The sequence below is a fragment of the Anaeromassilibacillus sp. An250 genome (genome assembly GCF_002159845.1).
GTDB lineage: Bacteria > Bacillota > Clostridia > Oscillospirales > Acutalibacteraceae > Anaeromassilibacillus > Anaeromassilibacillus stercoravium.
Map to the genome: position 1 here is coordinate 105,230 of NZ_NFJK01000004.1, position 22,877 is coordinate 128,106.

At 52.1% G+C, this 22,877-nt stretch carries 26 protein-coding genes; 18 read left to right on the forward strand and 8 right to left on the reverse strand.

Annotated elements, in window-relative coordinates; translation table 11 throughout:
* Positions 1-13: 13 nt before the first annotated feature.
* The 13 genes from B5F54_RS04760 to B5F54_RS04820 all read left to right on the forward strand — a co-directional run bounded on the left by B5F54_RS04760 (position 14) and on the right by B5F54_RS04820 (position 14,500).
* The gene (locus B5F54_RS04760) at positions 14-1,792 is read left to right on the forward strand and encodes a YodL domain-containing protein (RefSeq protein ID WP_087231238.1); all 1,779 of its coding nucleotides are present in this window, start codon (positions 14-16) and stop codon (positions 1,790-1,792) included.
* 10 nt (positions 1,793-1,802) lie between these two features.
* Positions 1,803-2,054 (forward strand): hypothetical protein, encoded by a 252-nt coding sequence (locus B5F54_RS04765; RefSeq protein ID WP_058963802.1) that lies wholly within the window; start codon positions 1,803-1,805, stop codon positions 2,052-2,054.
* Positions 2,055-2,127: 73 nt separating this feature from the next.
* Positions 2,128-3,102 (forward strand): Cas9 inhibitor AcrIIA9 family protein, encoded by a 975-nt coding sequence (locus B5F54_RS04770; protein ID WP_242969633.1) that lies wholly within the window; start codon positions 2,128-2,130, stop codon positions 3,100-3,102.
* Between the two features lie 11 nt (positions 3,103-3,113).
* On the forward strand, positions 3,114-3,659 hold the full coding sequence (locus B5F54_RS04775; RefSeq protein WP_087231245.1) for a DUF7666 domain-containing protein: 546 nt from the start codon (positions 3,114-3,116) through the stop codon (positions 3,657-3,659).
* Between the two features lies 1 nt (position 3,660).
* Positions 3,661-5,853, forward strand: coding sequence for a PcfJ domain-containing protein (locus B5F54_RS04780; RefSeq protein ID WP_087231248.1), 2,193 nt, complete (start codon positions 3,661-3,663; stop codon positions 5,851-5,853).
* Between the two features lie 65 nt (positions 5,854-5,918).
* Positions 5,919-6,401, forward strand: a complete 483-nt coding sequence (locus tag B5F54_RS04785; RefSeq protein WP_087231251.1) for a hypothetical protein — start codon at positions 5,919-5,921, stop codon at positions 6,399-6,401.
* A gap of 12 nt (positions 6,402-6,413) precedes the next feature.
* On the forward strand, positions 6,414-6,632 hold the full coding sequence (locus tag B5F54_RS04790) for a hypothetical protein (protein WP_006573947.1): 219 nt from the start codon (positions 6,414-6,416) through the stop codon (positions 6,630-6,632).
* Positions 6,625-6,945: a hypothetical protein gene (locus tag B5F54_RS04795; RefSeq protein WP_087231254.1), complete on the forward strand. Its 321-nt coding sequence runs from the start codon at positions 6,625-6,627 to the stop codon at positions 6,943-6,945. The genes B5F54_RS04790 and B5F54_RS04795 overlap by 8 nt, the downstream gene beginning before the upstream one ends.
* The gene (gene ligA, locus B5F54_RS04800) at positions 6,945-8,966 is read left to right on the forward strand and encodes an NAD-dependent DNA ligase LigA (protein WP_058963797.1); all 2,022 of its coding nucleotides are present in this window, start codon (positions 6,945-6,947) and stop codon (positions 8,964-8,966) included. The genes B5F54_RS04795 and ligA overlap by 1 nt, the downstream gene beginning before the upstream one ends.
* 79 nt (positions 8,967-9,045) lie before the next feature.
* A complete protein-coding gene (locus tag B5F54_RS04805) occupies positions 9,046-9,270 on the forward strand; it encodes a hypothetical protein (RefSeq protein WP_040647389.1) in 225 nt (74 codons plus the stop codon).
* Between the two features lie 16 nt (positions 9,271-9,286).
* Complete coding sequence (locus B5F54_RS04810; protein ID WP_087231257.1) at positions 9,287-11,404, forward strand: hypothetical protein; 2,118 nt, start codon at positions 9,287-9,289, stop codon at positions 11,402-11,404.
* Entirely contained in the window at positions 11,401-13,875 is a 2,475-nt protein-coding gene (locus tag B5F54_RS04815) for a hypothetical protein (protein WP_087231260.1), read from the forward strand. The genes B5F54_RS04810 and B5F54_RS04815 overlap by 4 nt, the downstream gene beginning before the upstream one ends.
* Positions 13,868-14,500, forward strand: coding sequence for a hypothetical protein (locus B5F54_RS04820; RefSeq protein WP_087231263.1), 633 nt, complete (start codon positions 13,868-13,870; stop codon positions 14,498-14,500). The genes B5F54_RS04815 and B5F54_RS04820 overlap by 8 nt, the downstream gene beginning before the upstream one ends.
* A 225-nt stretch (positions 14,501-14,725) precedes the next feature.
* Here B5F54_RS04820 and B5F54_RS04825 read toward each other — a convergent pair whose 3' ends face one another.
* Together B5F54_RS04825 and B5F54_RS04830 are read right to left on the reverse strand one after the other, a co-directional pair.
* On the reverse strand, positions 14,726-14,923 hold the full coding sequence (locus tag B5F54_RS04825; RefSeq protein WP_087231265.1) for a helix-turn-helix transcriptional regulator: 198 nt from the start codon (positions 14,921-14,923) through the stop codon (positions 14,726-14,728).
* Entirely contained in the window at positions 14,910-15,281 is a 372-nt protein-coding gene (locus tag B5F54_RS04830) for a DUF3796 domain-containing protein (RefSeq protein WP_087231268.1), read from the reverse strand. The genes B5F54_RS04825 and B5F54_RS04830 overlap by 14 nt, the downstream gene beginning before the upstream one ends.
* Before the next feature lie 324 nt (positions 15,282-15,605).
* Here B5F54_RS04830 and B5F54_RS04835 point away from each other — a divergent pair, with 324 nt between their 5' ends.
* Complete coding sequence (locus B5F54_RS04835) at positions 15,606-15,938, forward strand: hypothetical protein (RefSeq protein WP_087231271.1); 333 nt, start codon at positions 15,606-15,608, stop codon at positions 15,936-15,938.
* A gap of 58 nt (positions 15,939-15,996) precedes the next feature.
* On the opposite strand, the gene B5F54_RS04840 is transcribed toward B5F54_RS04835, so the two are convergent.
* The 5 genes from B5F54_RS04840 to B5F54_RS04860 form a co-directional block, all read right to left on the reverse strand.
* The gene (locus B5F54_RS04840; protein WP_242969634.1) at positions 15,997-16,338 is read right to left on the reverse strand and encodes a winged helix-turn-helix domain-containing protein; all 342 of its coding nucleotides are present in this window, start codon (positions 16,336-16,338) and stop codon (positions 15,997-15,999) included.
* 123 nt (positions 16,339-16,461) lie between these two features.
* On the reverse strand, positions 16,462-17,232 hold the full coding sequence (locus B5F54_RS04845; protein WP_087231277.1) for an ABC transporter permease: 771 nt from the start codon (positions 17,230-17,232) through the stop codon (positions 16,462-16,464).
* A complete protein-coding gene (locus B5F54_RS04850; RefSeq protein WP_087231280.1) occupies positions 17,229-18,125 on the reverse strand; it encodes an ABC transporter ATP-binding protein in 897 nt (298 codons plus the stop codon). The genes B5F54_RS04845 and B5F54_RS04850 overlap by 4 nt, the downstream gene beginning before the upstream one ends.
* A 1-nt stretch (position 18,126) precedes the next feature.
* Positions 18,127-18,327 (reverse strand): PLDc N-terminal domain-containing protein, encoded by a 201-nt coding sequence (locus B5F54_RS04855; protein WP_087231284.1) that lies wholly within the window; start codon positions 18,325-18,327, stop codon positions 18,127-18,129.
* Positions 18,320-19,054 carry a MerR family transcriptional regulator gene (locus B5F54_RS04860; protein WP_087231287.1) on the reverse strand — a complete coding sequence of 245 codons (735 nt, stop codon included), beginning with the start codon at positions 19,052-19,054 and terminating at the stop codon, positions 18,320-18,322. Before B5F54_RS04860 ends, B5F54_RS04855 begins: the two co-directional genes overlap by 8 nt.
* Before the next feature lie 679 nt (positions 19,055-19,733).
* On the opposite strand from B5F54_RS04860, the gene B5F54_RS04865 reads away from it, so the two are divergent.
* Together B5F54_RS04865 and B5F54_RS04870 are read left to right on the forward strand one after the other, a co-directional pair.
* A complete protein-coding gene (locus B5F54_RS04865) occupies positions 19,734-20,645 on the forward strand; it encodes a ParM/StbA family protein (RefSeq protein WP_087231289.1) in 912 nt (303 codons plus the stop codon).
* Positions 20,646-20,650: 5 nt separating this feature from the next.
* Positions 20,651-21,085 (forward strand): hypothetical protein, encoded by a 435-nt coding sequence (locus B5F54_RS04870; protein ID WP_087231292.1) that lies wholly within the window; start codon positions 20,651-20,653, stop codon positions 21,083-21,085.
* 39 nt (positions 21,086-21,124) lie between these two features.
* On the opposite strand, the gene B5F54_RS04875 is transcribed toward B5F54_RS04870, so the two are convergent.
* Positions 21,125-21,460: a helix-turn-helix domain-containing protein gene (locus B5F54_RS04875; RefSeq protein WP_087231295.1), complete on the reverse strand. Its 336-nt coding sequence runs from the start codon at positions 21,458-21,460 to the stop codon at positions 21,125-21,127.
* A 131-nt stretch (positions 21,461-21,591) separates the two neighbouring features.
* Between B5F54_RS04875 and B5F54_RS04880 the strand changes: the two genes are divergently transcribed.
* Complete coding sequence (locus B5F54_RS04880; RefSeq protein ID WP_242969635.1) at positions 21,592-22,131, forward strand: SLOG family protein; 540 nt, start codon at positions 21,592-21,594, stop codon at positions 22,129-22,131.
* A gap of 90 nt (positions 22,132-22,221) precedes the next feature.
* Positions 22,222-22,677 (forward strand): hypothetical protein, encoded by a 456-nt coding sequence (locus B5F54_RS04885; protein ID WP_242969636.1) that lies wholly within the window; start codon positions 22,222-22,224, stop codon positions 22,675-22,677.
* Positions 22,678-22,877: the final 200 nt, after the last annotated feature.

The following is a 22,877-nucleotide window of genomic DNA, read 5'->3' on the forward strand; positions in this document are numbered from 1 at the left end:
GGAGGAATGACAGATGGGCTCGTACCCGGATGAATTTCCCTTCGGTATCATGGAAGTTGTGGAACTGCTGCACCTGCGGGTCAGGCGCCAGCAGGCAAACAGCGTCTATGTGGACTGCCCGTTCTGCGGTGACCGCCGCGGGCGGATGAATGTCAATTTCGTCAAAAATGTCTGGCGGTGCAATCACTGCGACGAACATGGCGGAATGCTGGCGCTGTATGCAAAACTCAATCACACAACAACCTCTGACGCTTATTGGGAGATTGCAGAAGCTCTGTGTGACAATACCCATGAGGAACACGCACGCTCCGGGAATGAAGCTCAACCGCAGCCGGCCAGCACCGGGTCCCCATCTTCGGGGGCCCGGGCGGCCGCTGCAGGTCATTCTTCTTCCGAGCGAAAGATTGTGCCGCAGTCGGATAAAGCCAGCCCGGCCGAGATCCATCAGACACTATCCCTGCTTCTGGCCCAGCTTACGCTGCGGCCGGCACATCGGGAACATCTGCGCTCACCAAAGCGCGGGCTGTCTGATGAACAAATCGAGTCGCTGGGCTTTAAGAGTACCCCGCCGCCCTTCTTATGCCGCTCTATCACGGATCGGCTGATCAAACAGGGATGCAGGGTACAGGGCGTACCCGGATTTTACCGGGACGACAGCGGCCATTGGACAATGGCATTTTATAAGAAGACCTCCGGCATCCTGATTCCCGCCATAGGCTTTGACGGCCGGCTTCAGGGATTTCAGATCATGCTGGATGTACCGCTGAAACACAAGGATGACCCGCCGGAGAAACCGGGGGCCAAGTACATCTGGTTTTCCTCTTCCTCAAAGACAGACGGGACAGGCTCCGGCAGCCCGGTACATCTGATCGGTGACCCATCCGCCCGGGTGGTCTATGTGATCGAGGGGCTGCTGAAAGCAGATATTTCCCATTGTCTGACCGGGCGCACCTTTGCCGCGATTGCCGGGGCCAACAACACCAGCCCGCTGGACCCGTTGTTTGCCCTTTTGGCGCAGAACGGCACGGAGGAAATCATTGAAGCCCACGATATGGACAAGTACAACAATCAAATGACGATGGCCGGGGCGTCGAAAATTTATCTGACGGCCCGGAAGTATGGCATGAACTGCCGGAGGCTGACCTGGAATCCCAACTATAAGGGATTTGACGATTGGCAGCTGGCACTTCGCCGGGAAAATCAACGGAGAAAGGAGATCGATAGACTTAGTTTTAAGGCGCAGTACCTCCGCGGTTTGTGTGAACTGGCGCATATTGAGGACTGCATCGAACTATGGCAGCACTTGGCTGAAAACAAAACCTGCCTGACGGAGTATCTTGGTTTGACCAGAGAGGAACATGAAACTTTCCTGCGGCAAGGCAGGGATGCCCTCGGCACCCTGCTGGAACCCCAGCGGCGGAAACAGAGATTTGTGCTCTATCAGTTGGAACTGGACGAGCAAAAAGCGATCCCATTTGCTTTCAAGGAACTTGCGGCGCTGCAAAAGGCCGGCTATGAACAGCCGCCCGCCGCCATGTACCGCATGGCCGGGTCTGGCGAAGTCTACTGCCCGGTGGAACAGAGCGACGCAGAGATTTTGAAGCGCCTGTTTGCTGACTGCCGGGAGGAACTGCCGGAGGGCTGCCACGGGCGGCCAATGGCGCTCTCTGATGTGGTAGAACTGGACCATTCTCCACGAAGGATCTACTACTATGTCAATGGGGAGCATGAATTTCCGCAGGTCAAGTTTTCCCCCATGCTTGCCAAAAAGGACATCAAAGAAGGGACATAAAGAGGCTTCAATGGTTGTTGTAAATGAGACGAAGAGAGGGCAACTTCTGGCGCTTCTGGAGCAATGCGCCCATCTGAACGCTGATGTGCGGCCCCGCACGGATAAGGGATATTTTACGGTGACGGTCCCGCCGCCGTGGAATGGCCCGGCCCAGCGGAAAGCCCAGGAGGTGCAGGACAGGATCAAAAAGTGGTCGGAGCAGTATCCCAATGTGATATGTTACTGTTTCGACAGCTTCAGCACACTACTCTATGTGCTGTGACACAGGTAAACGATGGCATGGAACAGGTTTTATCCTGATCCATGCCATTTTTGTCAACGGAAAGGAGTTTATTATGGGATATTTTTCGGAAATGTCGCTGGATATGCAGGAAGGCCGCAAACCGTCTGCCGCCTCGCTCACCCGCGAGTGCGCTTTTGAGGACAGGGAGAACTTTGACGAGCTGCCGGTGCCGCCGGCTGACCGTCAGCCCGTACCGCCTGCCGCAGAGCCGGCGCCGCAGCCTGCTTTTGAGGACGACGGAGATTTGGATGAGGCCCCGGAAGAGCTGGAACAGCCTGACGAGGCTGAGTCTCCCGCAGAAAAAACCGATGAGGAGGACAATGCCGATGAGGGTCAGGCGGAGCCTGCCAAGGCCGATGCCTCCAATGCGGACGCTGACGAGGAACAGCGACGTGCCGAGCATGAGGCCGCCGAAGCCAAACGGAAGGCTGAGTGGGAGGCGAAACAGGCGGAAAAGAAGAAGGCCCTGCAGGAGCAGATGGACCGCTTGGCCGCCATGAGCGACGATGAGGTGGTGGCTGCTTCCATGCAGCGGGTCAGCGGCGATGTGGAAAAGCTGACCCGGCGCAATATGAAGGAGTGCGTGTCAGAGTATATCCAGACCAAGTGCCTGGAAGATCCGGCCTTTGCCCGCCTCACCATGCACCCGAAGAAAACGATGGTTCACTGCTTCCAGTACATCAGCCGCAAGGCATGGGAGTACATCCAGGACGAATTGAAAGCAAACGGCATCCAGCCGGGCCAGGGCAGCCAGGGGTATGGCTGCGATATTCCGGATGACCTGTGCTATCAGTGGTCGGAGGACTATTTCCGCGATCCGGACGCCAAAGAGGACCAGGAGCAGGAAGAAAAGTTTGTCCCCCGCCCCTACTATGGCAAGTCTTCCGTGAAATCCTCCAAGAAAAAGAAAGCCGAGAAAAAGCCTGCCGAGAAGAAAAAGCCTGAGCCCAAGCCGGCGCCGGAAAAGAAGCCTGCTGCTGACGGCCAGATGTCCCTGATGGATTTTGGCATGGCAAAGGCCGGCTGAGGAGGCAGCGTATGATTGCGTATAAAGGTTTTCGGCCCGGCATGATCTGCATTGACTATCAGTTTCAGATGGGCCTCAATGTAACGGAAAAGGCCAACTGCCGCCAAAATGGATTCCATTGTGCGGAGGACCCGTTAGACTGCCTGAGCTATTACGGCGATGTAGACCATTCGGAATATTACATCGTCAACGCCGGCGGGGACATCGACGAGGACGAGGTGGATTCCAAGATCTCCTGCACCGAACTGACGGTCCTCAAGCGGCTGACGAAAGAAGAACTGTTTCTCCACGGCCTCGCCTTTATGGCAGACCACCCCAAGCGGAAGTGGAACAAGCATGTTCGGAAGGACAGGGCTGAAGCGCGGGGTGGCTATGCGGTCGTCCGCGGCGCCGACCCCATAGCCAAGGGCTGCCGGAAGGGTGATGTATTGGCCTTTGCCAAGGAGGACCCGGCCACCGGCAGCATCCAGCAGATCGTGGTGGCTACCATTGATGGAAAGACGCTCCTGCCGGATGTCTGGTATGGAGCGAATCTTGAGAAAAGGACGGTGAGTTAATTTGAAGAAATCCATGCTTCTGGCGATGCCGATGCTGACGGCATCGCCGGAGATGAAACAAGCAGCGATGGCGGACGAGCCCAAAAAGGAGACGACTTATTACGGCCATACCTATACTACCCGCACCTATTTCGCATATATGAATTGTCTGGTGCAGGATGGCATTCTGAAAGCCGCTTTTTTCCTGCCGGATCATCTGCGGCTGGATGGAAACAACCCTGTCTATGAGGTGTTTCTCGACAAGGAAAACCGCCAGTTTCTGACCTACGATCACTTGGAGAAAAAATGGCGGGACGCCAAATTAGACCGTTTGGAATGGCATGGCAGGAACTACTACGCTACCTGTTGGGTCAGCGAGGAAGATGCGGCCCTGGTTCAAGACTATTTTTCCGGCGAGCGCGGTGGCGCCCTCGGCATTCTCGATTTTCAACGGAATGTGCGGGATGAGCAGCTGGAGCGGCGCCAAAAACGGATTACCGACCCGTGGGACCAGGATCTTGCCCAGGTGCCGGAGCTGCCCAAGGATTGGGCGCACTGGGCCGACAAGGTGGCCGTGCGCGAAAACTTTATCTTTTACCACTACAAACGCGGCGGAGCCAAAACCGGTTACTGCACCTTCTGCGGGAAGGAGGTGCCCATTTCCGGGCACCCCTACCACAACAAAGAGGGACGCTGTACCCGCTGCCGGCATCCTGTGGTGTTCAAGGCATTGGGACGCGCAGGCTATTTCCAAACAGATAAGTATTATGCCTATCTGATCCAGCGGTGCAGGGATGGTTTTGTTATCCGGGAATTCTGGGCGAACAGGACCTACCGAAAGGACAGGCTGCCACACAGCGAGCCTTATTGGCATGAGTTCCGGCGTTCGATTTATGACCACAGCGGCGAGGTTCGTTCCTATTACTGGGGAATGTACTGCCAGCGGGAAACACGGTGGATCGCGGGAAGTCCCTGCTATTACGCTTATTACGGTGATCAATCCGGCCGGGTATATGGAAAGACATTGCCCAGCCTGGAGAAAAAAGAACTTCGCCAAACCGGCTTGGCCGAGTGGATACGAAGTCATCCGATCACCGACCCCGAAAAATATCTGGCGGTTTGGAAACGGCTTCCCCAAATGGAGCAGATCTGGAAGGCTGGACTGCAGCGGCTGACAAAAGAGTGTTTCAATAACTGCGACAGCGTGCGGAAACTGGTGTTGTGTCCCAGTGAGCCGGGATTGATCCGCGCTCTGGGTCTGGATGCCTCAAAATTCCGCCGCCTGCGCCAGTTGGACGGAGACACAGAGACCTTGGCCTGGCTGCAGCTTGAAAAAAAGACAGGCCAGCGCATACCCGATGAAATGCTGCATTGGTTCCAAAAGGAACGGATCAGCGCAAAAGATCTGCTGTTTATTGCAGACCGCATGAGCCTAGTCCAAATCAAAAATTATTTGCAGCGGCAAAAACAGTATTTTGATGGCAGCTGCCGGCAGGCGCTGACCACCTGGCAGGACTATCTGGCTATGGCAGAACGGCTGCACTATGACACCAGTGATGAGATCGTCTACCGCGTGCACAAACTGCGTCAGCGGCACGATGAGCTGGTTCTCCAGGGTGAAGCTGGGAGTCTGGAGGAACAGGCAGAGAAAATGGCGGCGAAATATCCCCATGTCGATGCTATCTGCATGGAGCTGCAGAACAAATATGCCTACACCGATGAAGAATACACGGTGATCGCGCCCCAAAACATCTTCGAGATCATCAAAGAGGGGCGGATGCTTCATCACTGTGTCGGCAATGATGGCGCCGGTGAACGGTACTATGACCGTATAGAACGCCGGGAGAGCTTCATTCTGTTCCTGCGCCGGACGGATGAACCTAACGATCCCTACTACACTCTGGAGATTGAACCGGATGGAACAGTGCGTCAGAAGCGCACCCTGTTTGACCGCCAACATGAGGACATCGAACAGGCGACGGAATTTCTGCTCAAATGGCAGAAGGTCATAGCGGCCCGTCTTACCGGTAGCGACCTGAAGCTGGCTGAGCGGAGCCGTGAGCTGCGGAAGGAGGAATTCATCCAGATGCAGAAAGACCGTGTGATCATTCACACCGGGCATCTTGCCGGCCGTCTGCTGGCAGAGGTGCTGCTGGCCGATTTGATGGAAAATACGGAAGTCATGCAGCCGCAGGCACTCCCTGCTGCCGCGTGAGACAGGTTCAACGGGCGGGCGTCTTTCGGGGCGTCCGGCCCACTTTTATAGAATGGAGGTCCCTGATGGGGAAAAAAGGATTTGAGTATGAGATACGCGGTTACAGATATGCGCCTGAGAGTTTCCGTGCTTTTAAAGGGCTGCCGGGACAGAAAATGGAGCAGATCCCACTGTCAGGTGAACAGCGCCGGAAAATGGGCTATCTCTGTATGACCCAAGGCGGTAAGGCTGGTGTAGCTTATGTAAAACATATCGAACGGGAGCGGGAACGCAAGTGCCGTCTGTATATGACCTATGGCTTTCTGATCAAGGGAAATCCACACAGATATGTGTACTGTGCGGAGCTGCGATGCAGGGAAAGCGACCCGCTGGCGGTGCGTCTGGATACCCTGCGTGCGTTCCGGGAATGTTTGGCCCAGCACGGAGGCTGTATTGAACAGAGTGTGGAATGCGAACTGGATGGGAATTACCGCCCCGTCAAAGTGCGAAAGAATTATGAGACTGCCGATTTGAGCCGGCCGGTAGTGGTCTGGCGTTATACGGCATGAAAGGAGAACTCCATGAAACAGCTTGGAAATCTGGCCGTGGTCTGCGCCCAGCGCCCCGATGTGCTGATGCAGATTTATGGCAGCGAGGTAAGCGTACACACAGGAGAGGGGCCGGAACGGGCCGTCCTCACTGCAAAATGGGATGATGATGAGACGATCCAGAGCATCATCCGGGAATTGAATTTTGGCCGGTATGCCCCGGACAGGGAAAGGATGGTGCGGCATGATTAAAAACCTGAACCAGCTCAAACGCGCTCTTCGGCCTGGTATGCGTCTGGAAGTTATCGGCCACTGCCGGCCGGGGTGCATTGGGCAGCTGCGGGAGGTCACTTGGGTCAATACCCAGGGCTTTTATACCAAAACGCTCAATCCGCCCGATCCGAAGCTCAATGCGGCAAACGAGGGGCGCGGCGCCATCCTCTGGTGGGGAACCGCGCGCACCTGGGAATTTGAAGATGGGGTGTGTAAGTCGTACACCCGTAGCGAACATACGGCGGAGACGCTGATTATGGCGTTCCGTGTTTTAGAAAAGGAGGCGGTCTGATGGACCAGAATTTGTTGATGAAGCAGCGGGAGCTGAACGACCGGCTCAACCGCTACCGGAATGAGTATTACAATCTCAACAGCCCAAGCGTCAGCGATGCGGTCTATGACCGATTGTTTGAGGAACTGCAGGACCTGGAAAGTGCAACGGGCGTCCAGATGTCAAATTCGCCCACCAATACCGTAGGATACCCGGCGGTCAGCAAACTGGAAAAAACAAATCACTCGATTCCGCTGCTGTCTCTGGAAAAAGTGAAGAATGCGGAGGATTTGTGCCGCTTTATGGGAGAGCATCAGGTGATGTTCATGCTCAAGTTGGACGGCCTTACCATCAAACTGACCTATGAAGGGGGCAAATTGGTGGAGGCAGCTACCCGGGGCGACGGTGATGTGGGCGAAATCGTGACCCACAACACCCGCGCTATTGGCGGCATCCCCGAGAATATCCAATATGAAGACCGCCTGGTGGTCACCGGCGAGGCGTTCATCCGCCCCAGCGATTTTGAACAGCTGAAGACCACTCTGGTGGACAGCGATGGGAAACCTTACAAGAACGGCCGCAATCTGGCGGCCGGCTCAGTGCGCCTGTTTGACGCCGGGACCTGCCTGGGACGGCGACTGATGTTCATGCCGTTCAATGTGCTGGAGGGCATGGAGGAATTGCCTCGCAAGTCGGAGCGCCTCAAGGCGCTGCGGCCGCTGGGCTTTCTGCCCTGCAAGTACATGGTCACCAAGCGCCCTTTGACGCAGAAGGAAACCGAGGACGGTATCCGTCAGCTCAAGGAGTATGCGGCGGACGCTGATATTCCCATTGACGGTATCGTTATTACTTACAACGACATCGCGCTGTCCAAAAGCTGCGGGCGCACGGGCCATCACTACAAGGACGGCCTTGCCTTCAAATTTGAGGATGATTTGTTCCAGACAAAGCTCCAGACGATTGAATGGACGCCCGGCCGCACCGGCGAGATTGCCCCGGTTGCCATTTTTGAGCCGGTGGAGATCGACGGATGCGAAGTGTCCAGAGCCAGCCTGCACAACCTGTCCTTCATTGAGGATCTGGAATTGGCGCCGGGCTGCCGTATCCTGGTGAGCAAGCGAAACATGATCATTCCCCATGTGGAGGAAAACCTGGACCGGGGCAATTTTTCTATGGATGCCGTGATCCCGCACCAGTGCCCCTGCTGCGGAGAGCCGACCAGAATCCACGAAACCAGTGGCCGCGGTGAAAACGGCGAGGAACGGGTCATCAAGACCCTGTTCTGCGACAACGCCGCCTGCGAGACCCGGCGCCTTAAACAGTTCGTCCATTTTGTGAGCAAAAAGGCCATGAACATTGAGGGACTGTCGGAAGGAACGCTGGAAAAGCTGATTGGCCGCGGCTGGATACACAGCTATCTGGACATTTACCGCCTGGATCAACATAGGAATGAGATCATCCGGATGGACGGTTTCGGTGAAAAGTCCTGGCAGCGTCTTTGGGACGCCATCCAGCAGAGCCGCAGCACGACATTCGAGCGGTATGTTATCGCCATGGACATCCCGATGGTCGGCAATACCGCCAGCAAGGTCCTTTGCCGGGAATTTCACGGCAGTCTGGACGAATTCCGGGATGCCGTCTATGGGGGCTATGACTTCCGACAGCTCCCGGACTTTGGAGAGACGCTGCACAACAACATTCAAGAATGGTTTAACAAGGAAGAAAATTTCTGTATTTGGGAGGAATTGCAGATGATGATGAACATTCAGAAACCGGTGGAGGCCGACAACCAGACCATCAACAGGGACAATTCTTTTTCCGGAAAGACCATTGTGGTCACGGGAAAGGTCGAGCCTTACACCCGCGACGAGATGAACAGCCTGATCGCCTCATTGGGGGCAGTGGCCGGCAGTTCGGTGACCCGCAAGACCGATTATCTGGTCTGCGGCGAGAAAGCCGGCAGCAAGCTGTCCAAGGCGCGGGAACTGGATATCCCGGTGCTGACGCCGGAGGAATTTTTCCGCATGGCCGGTGTGGCTTAACCAGTCGGTTCATCAGAGTTTGACAATGGGGAGAGGGCGGTCTGCGCCCTCTCCCTATATTTTTATGGAGGAACACCATATGGAAAGAAAGTATTTCATCCCTGTTGTCAATCGCGTTTATACCAACCGCAATAATAAACAGTACCGCTGTACCGGCTTTGTGGAGGGCAGCTGCCCGTGGGAAACGGTAGCCTATTTCACAAGGCTGTCCGACGGCTGGAGCCTGACTGCGCACGGACCGCAAATCTACGAAGATGGGACGATTGAATGGAACTATTCTACCGGCGGGCATTGGCCGCAGTGAAAAGGAGGGAAATATTGTGACCCAAGAAATTATACCTGCATACAGCACCTTCCAGAAGGACATAGATCTTACGCTGTATCACGCCTTTGCTGAATTGGTTGTACAGACAGCCCAGGACGGTGAGGCGAGAATCCTTTACCGTCAGCTGGAAGCGAGACAAATCTGGCAGGAAGATCAGAATGTTTCCGGCTATTTTGAAACCTACAGCCTGCGTTATCCCGGTGAAGTATTGGAGCGGTTCGAGGAAAAGCTGGGCGCGGATATGCGCATTCTTCGCGCGCTTGCGCTGGCCCTGGGCTACACCCGCCGATGCCAGGCCGACACGATGTTTGTGGGCAATCAGCGGAACGATTTTATTCAAAAACTTCGCAGGACCGCCGGGACGGATGTTTACCTGCAAGGCGCGCTCTATCTGCTGGAAACCGACGCTCTCCGGCGCCGCACGCGGCTGGATGAACTGGCCTCCAGGGAATACGCCAGGACGGAGGAGGCTCTGTTTGTGCTCTCCCTGTTTGATGATCCGGAGACCGGCTATCAGGCCATGCGGCCGCAGCTGACGCGGCTGTTTGGACCAGAAAGGACGATTTCTATGGCACGGGATTTTGGCGTGCTGGAATGGTTCATTCGTTTCTACGCTGAAGAGGCAAAATGCTATCGGGGAAAAAACGATCTGGTATTGCGGACGCTGATGAAGCTGCCCTACATGAACATGAAGCCGGACAGCCGGGAATTTTCGGTTTTGCATACTGCCGGGTACAGCATGGAAGAGATTACAATGGCAAATTCCCTGGCGGTGTGGGCCGACCGGATACCGGACCGGCTCTCATCCAAAGGCATTGTGGCGGAAAAGATCGCGGTGGCCTGCGTCCGAATGCTGCTGAACGGCCCGGATGGACAGCCGGAAGAGATCTATGCGTACATCAGCTGGCTGTTCCAGGTTTACAAGAAATTTGAGGTCAGGTACGAGGGATATCAGGATCTCTGGGCAGCCATCCAGACGGGGCTTGCACCCACAGCCCCCCAGACTATCCTCTGGATGAATCAAACAATTAAAAGACAGTTCCCTTATCGCTTCGATGTATTCGACCCGCGATACGACATTCTGGCAAACGAGCTGAGTAATGAGGAATATGCGGAACTGTTTACCATGCAGATGCTCCGTTCCCGTGCGGCGATCCCGCTGCGGCGCTGGCTTACGCGGTATCAGGCCCTGACTGGTGTGGAGTATATTGAGTATTTTAACAAGCGCCATTGGCTTACGCTTCGCAGCTTTGTTTTGCTGGTGGAGCGAAAGGAGATCAATTTGTGGCAGTTTTTTGAGCAGCACAAGGGGGACGGGGCTCGTGCCCATCCTCTGGAGCTTTTAGAGGAATATGCGCTGAAAATCTCCAGCTGGCGGTGCTTTCGGTTCGCGCAAAAGCTGTTCAGCCAGTACACCTTCTCCCAGCTACAGGAAATTTTCGGAGATAACTTTTATTTCCACCAGAAGTTTGTCAAGAAGGAAAGCTATTATAACAAAAAAGTCCAATCGTTCTCTATGGTCCGGCCGTTCCTGACAGCGGAGCAGCACCGCCAGCTTTATGACTGGATCGATGCCTCGCTCTTTCAGACAGAGCCGGAATACTATGAATCGTTTGTCCTCTGTGCCCTGAAGGCCCCGGTGATCCAGCGCATCTATGACAAACCGCTGCTGGCGTCTGTGCTGCGGCAGCTTCTGACACACGATGCCTGCAGTGGCTACGAAGTAAATCAGTTAAAGGAGCGGTTCTATTCCAAGGAAGAAATGGAGGCCGACCGAAAAGCCACCGCTGAACAGGAAGAACAGGAAAAGGAACGCCAGTGGCAGCAGCAGGTCATGAAATGTCAGGAGAAACTGGCAAGTTGCTATAATGGCAGCGCGGAATCCCTGATCCAGTTCATGCACGGATATCATTTTGGTGAGATCAGGAAAGCTGCGCTGGGTATGGTCTATGAAAAATTGCTGGAATGGCCGGCAGGCTGCGCTCAGACCCTTGAGGCGGCGGAAATGTGGAAATTTTTTGAGCTGTGCGGGAGTCTTGTGATGTATGAGCCTCGGCCGCGCAGAGAGATATTGACAATGGTGCAAACCATCGTAGGAGGTGAAGCAGCATGACAAACACATTGAAGCATTTAGCCCTGCTCGCCCGCATGGAGAGCAGCGGCCTGAAACTGGGATTGACGGGAAAATTCCCGGAGGATGCCCTGGACCAGACCTGCGAGCGGGTGGAAACTTTTCAATTACAGAACAGGCTCCGCACCGGAAATGACAATACGCAAATTCAAAAGGAACTTGTACGGACGCCGGAATTTGCGGCGCTCTACCATGCGCTGTGCAATGATGGGGTGGATGACCGGTCGATCACAAGTATGCTCCAGTCGGCTGTAGCCTGCGATGAGCAGTTGACGCAGTATCCCAAAGAACAGGTGCTGGCGGCAGCGGGAACGGATATCCCTTTGTCCCTGCGATTTTATTACATGAAATTCTACCTGCCGTTTATCAAGTATGAGGAAGAAGGAGAGGCCATCATTGACAACATCAATGCCTTCCCGGCCACAGAACGGGAGGAATTATCCGCATTGACGGACGCACAGAAGAACATGATGCGGCAGCCGTTTCTCGGCCCGTACCTGTTCAACTGGAACAACAATGCGCGCGAGGCGCTGGAGCTGCTGGAACAGAACCAGCCCCTTCAGCGGGTCCTGACACTGCTCTACCGGCAGGGGGTGGCGCTTGATCTGAACGCGGCACGGCTCAAAGACCTTTGCAGGGTAGAGACGGCCGATGTGATGAAATTCCGCCGCCTGCTGGCCGCCTTTGAATATGATACCGAAGACCTCGATGCCTTTTTTGAGCGGTGGCTGGAAAATCACGCGGGGCAATATGACCTTAACTGGTTTATCTCGCACACAGCGCCGCTGGACAAAGGACAGCGGCAGGAGATCCTGCGAAATGACCTGAGCTATCTCAATGCCCTGTACTCCGGGAGGCTCCATCTGGATTTCAGCTCTATCCGGCGCCATCAATTCCCTATCCTCACTTATGCAGTGCGGCATGGGAAGAAGCATTTTCTGGATTTGGTGAGCGAGCACAGCGAGCTGTTCCTTTCGCTGGGACGGTATGCGCTGCTGTTTGAGGATAAGTTCTGTGAACACTGCAACCTCAACAGCCTCACAGCCAGGAACCTGCAGGCGTGCGATACAGTAGAACGCGGCTGCAGCCATTTTGACCTGCTGGAAGACGGCAGGCAGTACACCTTTGAAGAGATGTGGCTGCTGTGGCAGCAGGATGAAATCTATGTCCGGCTCTATGCCATGCTGACGCCCCTTTCCGTGGACAGACGGCTGCTCACTTTGCGCCAGCTATTGAAGCATGGGCTGGTCAGCCACCACATGGAAGACCAGGAACTGGAACAGCTTGCCCGGTGTCTGCTGGAAAAGCCGTTCAGTGAGTGGTATCGAGGCGCTTTTGGACACATCCGCGGCCTGACCCGGAGGACGGCCATGTGGCTGCTGCGGAAATATGAGCAGCTGCGGGTATTTATCCCGGAGATGCAGTCCGAGGCGGACGCGATCTTTGCGCTCAACAACGGGGCGGTGATTGCCGGACAGAAAAACTGGACGCAGGTTCGTGCCGCTGTTTTGGCGATGGACCAGGACTGGCTCGATCTGAAACAGAGATTTTCCTTTACAGATGAATTTGTGGAGCAGCACAGGGAGTCGGTCACCAATTTCCTGCTGCGCGGCGGCAGTGCGATGGTGCGCTCTCTGTACGGCTACCTGCAAGGCAACGACAAGGCTATCGAGGCCCTGAGAAGGATCGTACAGGCCGAACTGATGGGCCAATTCTATGCGTTGAAATATTTTGCCGACGACCTGCAGCGGGAGATCCGCTATCCCATCAGCGAAGTACAGGAGGCCGCATGGAAACGCAATCTCACGCTGGAGCGGGGGCCGTTCTCTGCGGAAGAAGCGGACGATTTCTACTTTACGATGCGGCTGGGCGAACTGCCCCACAGCACCTGCCTTTCCTGCTGGACCGGGAGCCAGAGGGACTGCCTGCTGGCAGCCTTCGACTCCAACAAGAAGATGATTTTGATTCGGAAAGGCGAAGACATTGTGGCCCGCGCCTGCATCCGGCTGACGAAAGGGGCGTTCCAAAGGCCCGCGGACTTTGATTTTTCCTTTGCCGATCTGGCACAGGAGCAGCCGGCGGGCAAAATGGGAGCCAGCGATGAAATGTTGATCCTGTTTTTGGAGCGCATCTACACTTCCGGCTTAAACGATGAAGAAGCGGAAACCGCAATGAAGATGGCCGTTTCCCTGGTGACGCAGAAAGCGGCGGCCATCGGCGCCGTCGCCGTGCTGGCGAGGCGTTATCAGGATTGCTATGACCGCGATCAGTATATCGGCAGCCAGTTCTATGTGTATATCTCCAAGTCCAAGAATGGACAGCAGTATCTGGATTCTATGGGAGGCGCCGCAGTGACTTCCCATAAAGAGCAATATACGGGGACTGTTTTCCTCGTAGAACAGGCGGCGATGCGCACGGCAGCGCCGCAAAAGGAGGATAAATCTTATGAATGACCGTACACTGGTAAAATTACAATGCAATAAGGAAATTTTGGATATTCGGACCGTATCCTGGACCCGAAAATCTCCCCGCAGCTTTTCCATTCTGCGCAGCGAACTCCAGCAGTTGGAGCAGCGGCCCAAAAACCGGCTGATTTCCAGTGACTGCGGTTCCTTTGCCGTCCTGCAGCTGACGCAAGGACCGGATGGCGTGAAGATGCTGGAGATCCGGTTCACCTGGCTCCAGGAGATCGGTGCCGGCAAAGTACACGGCTGGCAGAAGAGTATTCGGCTGCCCTATGAGCCGCTCCATGTCTTCGTGGAAAATGGAGAGGATATGGATGGCGCAGAATGGCGCCACCTCTCCGTCCCGGAGATGGCCACGCCCCGTTATGAGTTCCACAGCCGGAAAAATCTCCATGAGGTTGCCCGGCGGCCCGTTCTGCGACGCAAGCTGGGAAGGGTCCTGGAGCAACATTTCCAGTGGCGTGGCACAGAAAAGATTGTCATTTATGATGACAGCCAGCCTTACAGCTTCTTTTTTGAAGAATACACGCCTTACGGCAGAGGGATCTGCGGCGGCATCATCCTGGATGGCGCCGAGAATTTGGCAAAGGCCAAGTACAGCGTTAATACCTAAATTACGCGCTGACTTCGTGTAACAAACGCAACGCCGCCGGACAGAGGGATTTTCCTTCTGCCCGGCGGTATTTTTACTTTATTTAGTATAGTACGGGGCGGCAGCATTTCTTGCTGTCACCCCTGGATTGCCTACCAGCAAAGGCGAGCGGGACTATCAACGGCAGTTCACCGTTCATCTTGACCGTTGACTGGCTCGACTGGCTTTGCTATTTCAACTTATGACTTAATCCTCAACGTTAAAAATATCCTCGATTGAAACATTGAATACTTTTGCTATGTTCCACGCTAATACCAGTGATGGATTATATCTGCCTTTTTCTAAATTCCCTATGGTTTCTCTGCGAACGCCCACTAACTTTGCCAAATCTTCCTGTTTCATATCATACTTGGCTCGATACTCCTTAATTCTATTCTTTATCATTCTCCAGCCCCCATTTTTCTTTGAAGCCGTAGTAAGCAGTAGATAAAGCATAGATTGCGACGGATACCGCCCAACCAGAAGCAAGACCTGTTATCAGTGCTTCTTTTTCTTCCTTTAGCCCAGCAAAGAAACAAACAAAAGAAACGAGTGCCACGGAAATCATTCCGCAGTAAAATGCGCGTGAAGCTGACTTATTCATGTATTCCTCCAACATTTCATCCGATTTGATGAAGAAATATTCAAAATCAACTGCAAAGGCAAAGAAGGCAAGAAAAGACTTCGCTTCTGTGAAAATACCAATAAACCCTAATAGAGAGAGCAAGCCCATAAGCCCATATAAATAGCGTTTTGATTTCATAAACCTATCCTCCTATTATGTGGTATATTTCGCTCTTTATGATATAAATATACCACAAACATTGATGATAGTCAAGTCACTTCATACCAGCGCATAAATTATTTTTACGGAATAGCAGACTGCTGTCTATCAAATTCTTGTGTTACTTTATGGCACATGAGCATTTGTGGGAGAAATGTCAGAAGACTTCCCGATGGCGAGAAGATAAAGCTGTTGCCAAGCTCTGCCTGTTTCGACTTCCTGCTCTTGCGTTTTGACATTCTATATGGTACTCTTTCATCATAAGCCAACCCAGTTTATACACAAAGGAAAGGTGATCTTAAAATGGCAGAGTCCGAGAATAAACGCACGCGCCGTACCCCGCAGGAGAGAGCGGCTGAGATGGACGAAAAAATCGCAAAGATAGATCAGTCCATCAAAGAGCTGGAATCAAAAAAAGAGTCTGTTGTGGCAGAGTATGATGCGAAGATCACCGCAGCCAGAGAACGCATAAAATCTCTGGAGGCCAAGAAGCAGGAGATCCTGGCCCCCAAGCCGCCCCGCAAGCCTCGTAAGACGAAAAAGCAGAAGATCCAAGAGATCGTTAAGCTGGCAATGAAAAATGGAATGTCGGTAGAAGAAATTGCTGGTCAGCTCCATGTAGAAGTTGAGGACTAAATCCTTTGCAAAATAACAGCAGCGCCGCCCACGGTAGAGCCGGGACGGCGCTGTTCTGTTATTTTGGTGTGAAGCGGTAGCCGTGGCCCCGAACGGTTTCGATGATGTGAACCCCCAGCTTGCGGCGGAGCTTATAGACCATGCTGGAGATCCCTGTCCAACTGGCATCATAGGAGTCCGCTGCGACAGCCTCGTAGATCTGTCGGGCAGAGAACACCTGCCCTGGCCAACGGGCCAGCAGGAGCAGAATTTCAAACTCCATCGGCGTCAGGGCCACCATCTGGCCGGACTGCCACACAAGCCTGCGCTGCGGGTCAATTTGCAGGGAGCCAAAGAGCAGTGGTGCATCTGCGGTGGCGGCCACCGTGGAGAAGTCTGCGACAGAAGCAAGGGCCGTCACAGTATTCGCAAAGATGGCGTCCTCGCCGTCGCTGAAGGATAGAATTATAAACTTCCCATGTGGATCACCTCCAATTACTTCCGAATTCTATCAGTGAAGTCAAATACATCTTCAATTTTCATCTCAAAGCTGTCTCTTGTTTATAATCGGAATACTTACAGCAACGCATACTATACACAAGGAAGCAGCAATAACAATAGCTTTTATATAAGCGTCTATTTCCGCCTCCCCCATCAAAAGCGAGTTGGTATTCATTAAGGCAATGGGAGAATATGCCTTTACTTTCGGTATGACACTCAATAAATATGCCAACAGCACTGTCCCTCCAATACACAGGGCAACACCTGTGTTATTTTGTAACAGCGATGAAAAAAGTACAATAAGGCATATAACCCATGCACCAAACAGCCACCATATAGCTACTGAGAAAAATAGGTTATTCGCAATACCATTATCCCAAAAATAAGCATTATATCCATAGGTAATGGCAAAGTAAATTCCATAGCCAACTGTCCAAAGCGACAACAGCAGCGCAGTCTTTGCAAGCACAACTTTATATCTTGACAAACCTTTTGTCAGTACAAGCAGCAATGTCCCTGATTTGTATTCTTTGGTAAATATATCACTGAAAATCAGTACAAAGGCGATAAGTGCCACAGGAAGGTTTTTGAAAAACTGTGTCCATGAGGTCAGTGCGTCCACTTGAATATCTGTGAAAATCAAGCCGTCCTCGGCCAATGTATCGGACAGCATTTCCATTATCCACGGCGTCATCTTCGCAATCGCAGGGTTCAAAATTCCGAACAGCGCAAACAATAGTGCGAGGATCGTGATTTTACCTGTTCGTGCAGCTTCAAGATACTCTTTTTTTATAAAAGCAAGGAGTGGTTTCATTTTGTCACCTCCAAAAACAGAGATTCAAGCGTTGGCTCTATTCGTTCAATTCTCTGTATGGGTATTCTGTTTTCGGCGATATACTTCATAATATCAAAGAAACGATCCTCACTGCCATGAAAAACAAGAGAGTTTTTCTCTGTGTATTGGAAATCACCAAATACATTGATAAGCACATCAGCAACTTCCTTTTGTTCTATTTCAATGATAAATCCGTCAGATACCCTCTTGTTTCGCAGTTCTGCAATAGTTCCTTGCATAGCAATTTTACCATCGTGCAAAAAGGCAACTTCGGTACAGATACGCTCCACATCCGAAAGGATGTGGGTAGAAAAAAGCACTGTGGTTTGTTCCTTTGCCGCAAGAAGTATATCCAAAATCTCCTTGCGTCCTGCGGGGTCAAGTGCTGATGTTGGCTCGTCACAGATCAGAAGTTTGGGGCGGTTTAGAAGTGCTTGTGCAATTCCTAAACGTTGCTTCATTCCCCGTGAGAATCCTTTGATGCGGTGATACTCTTTCCCAAGACCAACCAGCTCCAAGAGTTCTTTGCTTCTCGTTACAATGTCAGTTTTGTCCATCCCGCAGACTTCTCCGCAAAGCGATAAATATTCCATCGGTGTCATGTAGGAATAAAATTCTGGCACATCGGGCAGATAGCCGATGTGCCTATTGGTGTTGGTTTGTCCAAAATGCACCTTTTCACCCATGACATAGATTTCGCCGCTGTCCGCTTTAAGAAGCCCAAGGATTGCTTTCATCGTTGTTGTTTTTCCAGCGCCGTTTTTACCAATAAAACCGAAAATGCTGTGTTCAGGCACAGATAAATCAATTCCACAAAGCACTTCTTTGCTGCCAAAATGCTTTTTTAGGTTTTGTATCGCCAGTACATCCATGTTAATCCTCCTTGCCAAGCAGGAAGTACAAGATCGGGCCGATAAACTCCATGCCGATAATTGCAATAACAAGCCACAAAGTACGATTGCCTCTTTTATAATTTTTATGGGTCAGAATGTGATAAAGGGTGTAACCCAATAGAATAAACTGAACGATTGCCAGTGGGATCAAAAACGGCAGAAATTCCATAATCTTATCCATTCTCATTTTCCTTCTTTCTGTAAGTTTCTACACAAAAACCTTTATGCCCACAACAGGGACAAGTCAGTTTTCTAAGTGTCGGGGTATGCCTTGCCAAGAGTGCTTCTTTGAAATTAGGGTTAAATACTTCATGGCACTGTGGACAGATATACGCAACTCTTTTGAAATAAAATTTTGTAACCCAAATTGCATATAAAACGGCTACCAGAACACAGAGAGCAAAAGGCCACCATATTCCTGCAACAATCCAGAAAATGATAGATGTCCACTGAATTATGCCAATAGGAATCGCTGTAATCAGTAGGATCGCGTGTAGCTGTCTCATCCTCTTTTTGTTTTCCATCACATAAGCTATATCACCAATAGATTCGATGGAGAAATTTTCTACGCCCTTCAGCTCTCGCTTAATGCCATCGAGCATATCAAGTTTTGCTTGCCGTTCGCATACTTCCTCACGAAGAAGCTGCTCCTGTTGTTCAAGCAAAACAGAAATAACACTGCTGGGATCATCCTCGGACAACAATTCTCCGATGTTGTTGATTGAAATACCAGCGTCACGAAGGAAGCAGATAATCTTCATCCGCTTCAAGTCATCCTCTGAATAAAGCCGTCTGCCGCCCTCTGTGAGTTCACTGGGGGTAAGAATACCACGGGTATCATAATACTGCACTGTCCTAACGGATACGCCGCAGAGCTTTGCAATTTCTCCAGTCGTGTATTTTGACATAGCCTTCACCTCCTTTCGCCCTTATTTTACTTCATTACGCAGCGTCACAAGCAATACATTACGCAGGGTGATTTTTTGAAAATTTGAAAAGTTGATCAATTTCATCTGCTCCATTCCGTTTTTTATTTGGTTTCGACCATCCTATAATCTTTTTCACATCATTTGCTTTGTTTTGAGCAAGTCAAGAAGTTCGTCAGAAGTAGCGTTAGCGCAGAATCCACTTCATGGTCTACAGCGGACAGGTTATAGCAAAGGGTATTATTCAAAAGACGGTTATCCTCAACCATTAAAATTCTCATTCACTCACATCCTTTTTCCTTATAAATTATCAACCAAATGTCACAGAAACCTCACAAAGAAATAAATTTACAAAAGCATTGTACTTCATATCTGAAGTCGAAACAAGCATTGTGAGTTGATTAAAAGATACTACGCTGGCTAATCCTGATTTCTTCGATGAAAATGGAAAGCAGTGAGCAAACACACCTCATGGGTAAGCAGATAGGGATACGGCGCCAAAGTCATAACTTCGGTGCCGTATCCCTTAATTTTTATTCTTATCCAGTAGCCATGCAACACGGCAAACATAGGCTTCAAAAAAATATGCTTTCGCCTGTTGAGAAAGGCGTCATCCAGGCGTAAAGGATATGTATAAAGCAAAAAAAGGAGGCATTCACCTATGTTAATTGGTGTCGATCATGGTAATAAACAAATCAAGACGGTTCACTGCGTCCCGTTCGTTTCCGGCCTGCAGCAGAGCATGACCCGGCCGTTCGGGCCGAGCCTGCAATACGGCGGCAACTACTATACGCTCTCCAACGAGCGCATTCCCTACCGCAAGGACAAGACTGGGGATGACCGCTTCTTTATCCTCACCCTGATTGCGATTGCGGAGGAATTGACGGCCCGCGGCGTTGACGAGAAAGAACTGTACCACATCCAGCTGCCGGTGGGGCTGCCGCCGGCCCACTTCGGCGCCCAGGCAGAAAAGTTCACTGCCTATTTCCAGAAGAAAGGGATCGTAGAATTCCAGTACCGGGACAAGCACTATGCCATCAGCATTGATGATGTGGCCTGCTATCCCCAGGCATACGCGGCGGCGGCCACCATGCTCCATACGCTGATGAATGAGGCCAAGGCGGTAGTGGTGGACATTGGCGGCTTCACGGCAGACTACCTGCTGATGAAAAATGGAAAAGCCGACCTCAGCTCCTGTGATTCGCTGGAAAACGGCGTAATCCTGCTTTACAATAAGATCAGGTCCAGGGGCAATGCGGAATTGGATCTGCTGCTGGATGAGGGGGATGTGGACGCCATTCTCACCGGCAAGCAGACGCAGTACCCGCCGTCGGTGGTCCGGCTGGTGGAGCAGCTGGCACAGGAGTTCGTCAACGACCTGTTCAGCACCTTGCGGGAGCGGATGCTGGACTTGCGCTACTGCACGGTGGTCTTTGTGGGCGGCGGCGCCATCCTGCTGCGTCGGCAGATTGAGGCATCCGGAAAAGTGGGAAAGCCGTTGTTCGTCTCGAATATCAATGCCAATGCAGCCGGCTATGAGTATCTGTACCGCCTTGAGGCTGTGGGCAGGTGACGGCTATGGCTGTTAAGAAAGAACGAGGGCGGTTTTCCCTGCGGTTCAATATCAGTGACCCGATCCATCTGGCAACTGTCGAACTGCTGGAAAAGCAGCCTGACCACGGGAAAGCACAGTATATCGCCAATGCAGTCGTTTTCTACAATACTCACTTTGCAGATGATCCCCAGCCGGTAAGGGCGGCAGCTCCGCCCATAGACCGGGCCGCCATTGAAGCCATTGTGCGGGAGATCTTGCGCCAGGAGCAAAGGGACTCTGAAAAGCCTGCCGGCGCCCCCGTCGCCTGCTCGGATGTGAAAATAACAACGGCCCCGGCGCCGCAGGAGCGGACGCCGGAGCCGGAATATGCGCCAGAGCTGGGAGAGGCATCGGAGGCGGATGCTGCCATCCTCGGCCTGATCTCCAGCACAATGGAGGCTTTTCGCCAGGGGAGATGATATAAAAAAGAGGTATGAGGGCTGCGTTGCCGCTGGCGCTCATACCTCTTTTTCTTCCTGTATAGCCGCGATAAAGTTGTCGATAATATTTTCTAAATGCCGGTATTGGCAGGGGGTCAATGACGAGACCTTTTGATTGAGCACGCGTGTGTCGCCTTCCATGACCTGACCGCGCAGCAGATAGTCTGTGCTGATGTCAAGCGCATCGCAGATCTTTAACATCGTTTCAGGCCGCATGGCTTTTGTGCCAAGCTCCGCAGTCGAAACGGTCTGTGGCGTGACATGTGCCATCTTGGCCAGAGCCTCTTGTGTCAATTTTAGTTGTTTGCGCCGGTCCAGTATCCGCTGGCCCATTTCTTTCAAAAGTTCGCCCATTCGCAACCCTCCATGCTATAGCTATATTTTATCCGCTATAACATAAAAAATTAAGCGGCCATAGTTGAACTTACTCAGCCATAGCAAGTATAATGGGCTATATTGAGAAAAAAGTTTCTGGAGGAGATGAGATGTCCAAGCTTTACTCGTGCGCGATTACCAGTCAACGGCCTACGCGGTTCAAGTTTAAGTACCAGGAATATATGACTTCGTGCAAGCGCCTGAAGAAGCGGCTGCACGATGTTTTTGCGGAACTGTACCGGCGCGGTGTGCGCCGGTTCTATGTTGGTGGGGCCCTTGGCGTCGATCTATGGGCCGGCGAAATCCTGCTGGAAATGGGCCGGCAGGAAGAGTACCAGGGACTGGAAATCGTGCTGGTCTACCCGTTCCCGGGCCATGATGAGCGATGGGACCCAAAGAGCCGGGAGCGGCTGCGTCATCTGAAGGAAAACTGCGACCAGTTTGTAATGGGCAGCAAGATCGTGGGCGCCCAGGGGTATCGGGAGCGCACTGCCTACATGGTAGAACACGCTGATTGCCTGGTGGCTGTGTGTGATGATGAGCCTGCTGGCCCGAGCGGCGTGGAGGCGGCGCTGCGGATGGCAGAGGTGAGGAAACTGCCGGTGGTGTTGATCAATCCAGATACGGGGAAAATCAAAATAAAGCCATAAGCAAATATTGAAATTGCATATTTAAGTAACCAGAGATATAATTAGTTATAGCAAACTCATGGAATATATATAAGCAGGAGGGGGATGAAAATGTCCGATATGCCCCAAAACACAGGAGCCTTTCATAACATTTACGAAACTACGCTTGAACCAGACACAACAAAATCAATGCTGCATGAAGGGGGCGAATCAGGAGAAGGCTTTATGCAGCGTTTTGAAGTCGCACCAGGCATTCAAATTACCTATAACGATTTGAAAATGGACTCTTGTTTCCGTCCCATCCGATTTGAAAAAGATTTCCTGCAGATCAATCACTGCCTGGAAGGTTGCTATGAGTGCGAATTAGATGGAGGCGCAGTCAGTTTTCTGGGGGAAGGTGACCTTTGCGTGAATTACCTCTCCAAAGATAAACAGGTGTTTTTCGGTTCCCGGATTCCTCTGAAGAAATATCGAGGCATCACCGTATTGCTGGAAATGGAAACTGCGCAGCAAACTTTAGATCATGGCTTTCAACAAGCTCACATCATATTAAGGAACAATCTTTAATACAAAAGCAGCCTTCCAAATCGGAGGGCTGCTTTTGTATCTAAGCCCGGAAAGCCTGATATTATGGGCTTTCCGGGCTTTTTCTGTTTTCCGGGGACTCGGTGGAACAAGCCGCCATCAGCCCGCTTCCTATTGCGGCCATCACATAGGCCCATAACGGCTCATTTTTGCACCCCCTTGTCTGGCTCTCTTGTACCAGA

Bases quoted from the DNA above. Each gene is read 5' to 3' on its own strand.
- B5F54_RS04760 (WP_087231238.1), top strand. From the start codon at position 14: ATGGGCTCGTACCCGGATGAATTTCCCTTCGGTATCATGGAAGTTGTG.
- B5F54_RS04765 (WP_058963802.1), top strand. From the start codon at position 1,803: ATGGTTGTTGTAAATGAGACGAAGAGAGGGCAACTTCTGGCGCTTCTG.
- B5F54_RS04770 (WP_242969633.1), top strand. From the start codon at position 2,128: ATGGGATATTTTTCGGAAATGTCGCTGGATATGCAGGAAGGCCGCAAA.
- B5F54_RS04775 (WP_087231245.1), top strand. From the start codon at position 3,114: ATGATTGCGTATAAAGGTTTTCGGCCCGGCATGATCTGCATTGACTAT.
- B5F54_RS04785 (WP_087231251.1), top strand. From the start codon at position 5,919: ATGGGGAAAAAAGGATTTGAGTATGAGATACGCGGTTACAGATATGCG.
- B5F54_RS04790 (WP_006573947.1), top strand. From the start codon at position 6,414: ATGAAACAGCTTGGAAATCTGGCCGTGGTCTGCGCCCAGCGCCCCGAT.
- B5F54_RS04795 (WP_087231254.1), top strand. From the start codon at position 6,625: ATGATTAAAAACCTGAACCAGCTCAAACGCGCTCTTCGGCCTGGTATG.
- ligA (WP_058963797.1), top strand. From the start codon at position 6,945: ATGGACCAGAATTTGTTGATGAAGCAGCGGGAGCTGAACGACCGGCTC.
- B5F54_RS04805 (WP_040647389.1), top strand. From the start codon at position 9,046: ATGGAAAGAAAGTATTTCATCCCTGTTGTCAATCGCGTTTATACCAAC.
- B5F54_RS04815 (WP_087231260.1), top strand. From the start codon at position 11,401: ATGACAAACACATTGAAGCATTTAGCCCTGCTCGCCCGCATGGAGAGC.
- B5F54_RS04820 (WP_087231263.1), top strand. From the start codon at position 13,868: ATGAATGACCGTACACTGGTAAAATTACAATGCAATAAGGAAATTTTG.
- B5F54_RS04825 (WP_087231265.1), bottom strand. From the start codon at position 14,923: ATGATAAAGAATAGAATTAAGGAGTATCGAGCCAAGTATGATATGAAA.
- B5F54_RS04830 (WP_087231268.1), bottom strand. From the start codon at position 15,281: ATGAAATCAAAACGCTATTTATATGGGCTTATGGGCTTGCTCTCTCTA.
- B5F54_RS04835 (WP_087231271.1), top strand. From the start codon at position 15,606: ATGGCAGAGTCCGAGAATAAACGCACGCGCCGTACCCCGCAGGAGAGA.
- B5F54_RS04845 (WP_087231277.1), bottom strand. From the start codon at position 17,232: ATGAAACCACTCCTTGCTTTTATAAAAAAAGAGTATCTTGAAGCTGCA.
- B5F54_RS04850 (WP_087231280.1), bottom strand. From the start codon at position 18,125: ATGGATGTACTGGCGATACAAAACCTAAAAAAGCATTTTGGCAGCAAA.
- B5F54_RS04855 (WP_087231284.1), bottom strand. From the start codon at position 18,327: ATGGATAAGATTATGGAATTTCTGCCGTTTTTGATCCCACTGGCAATC.
- B5F54_RS04860 (WP_087231287.1), bottom strand. From the start codon at position 19,054: ATGTCAAAATACACGACTGGAGAAATTGCAAAGCTCTGCGGCGTATCC.
- B5F54_RS04865 (WP_087231289.1), top strand. From the start codon at position 19,734: ATGTTAATTGGTGTCGATCATGGTAATAAACAAATCAAGACGGTTCAC.
- B5F54_RS04870 (WP_087231292.1), top strand. From the start codon at position 20,651: ATGGCTGTTAAGAAAGAACGAGGGCGGTTTTCCCTGCGGTTCAATATC.
- B5F54_RS04875 (WP_087231295.1), bottom strand. From the start codon at position 21,460: ATGGGCGAACTTTTGAAAGAAATGGGCCAGCGGATACTGGACCGGCGC.
- B5F54_RS04880 (WP_242969635.1), top strand. From the start codon at position 21,592: ATGTCCAAGCTTTACTCGTGCGCGATTACCAGTCAACGGCCTACGCGG.
- B5F54_RS04885 (WP_242969636.1), top strand. From the start codon at position 22,222: ATGTCCGATATGCCCCAAAACACAGGAGCCTTTCATAACATTTACGAA.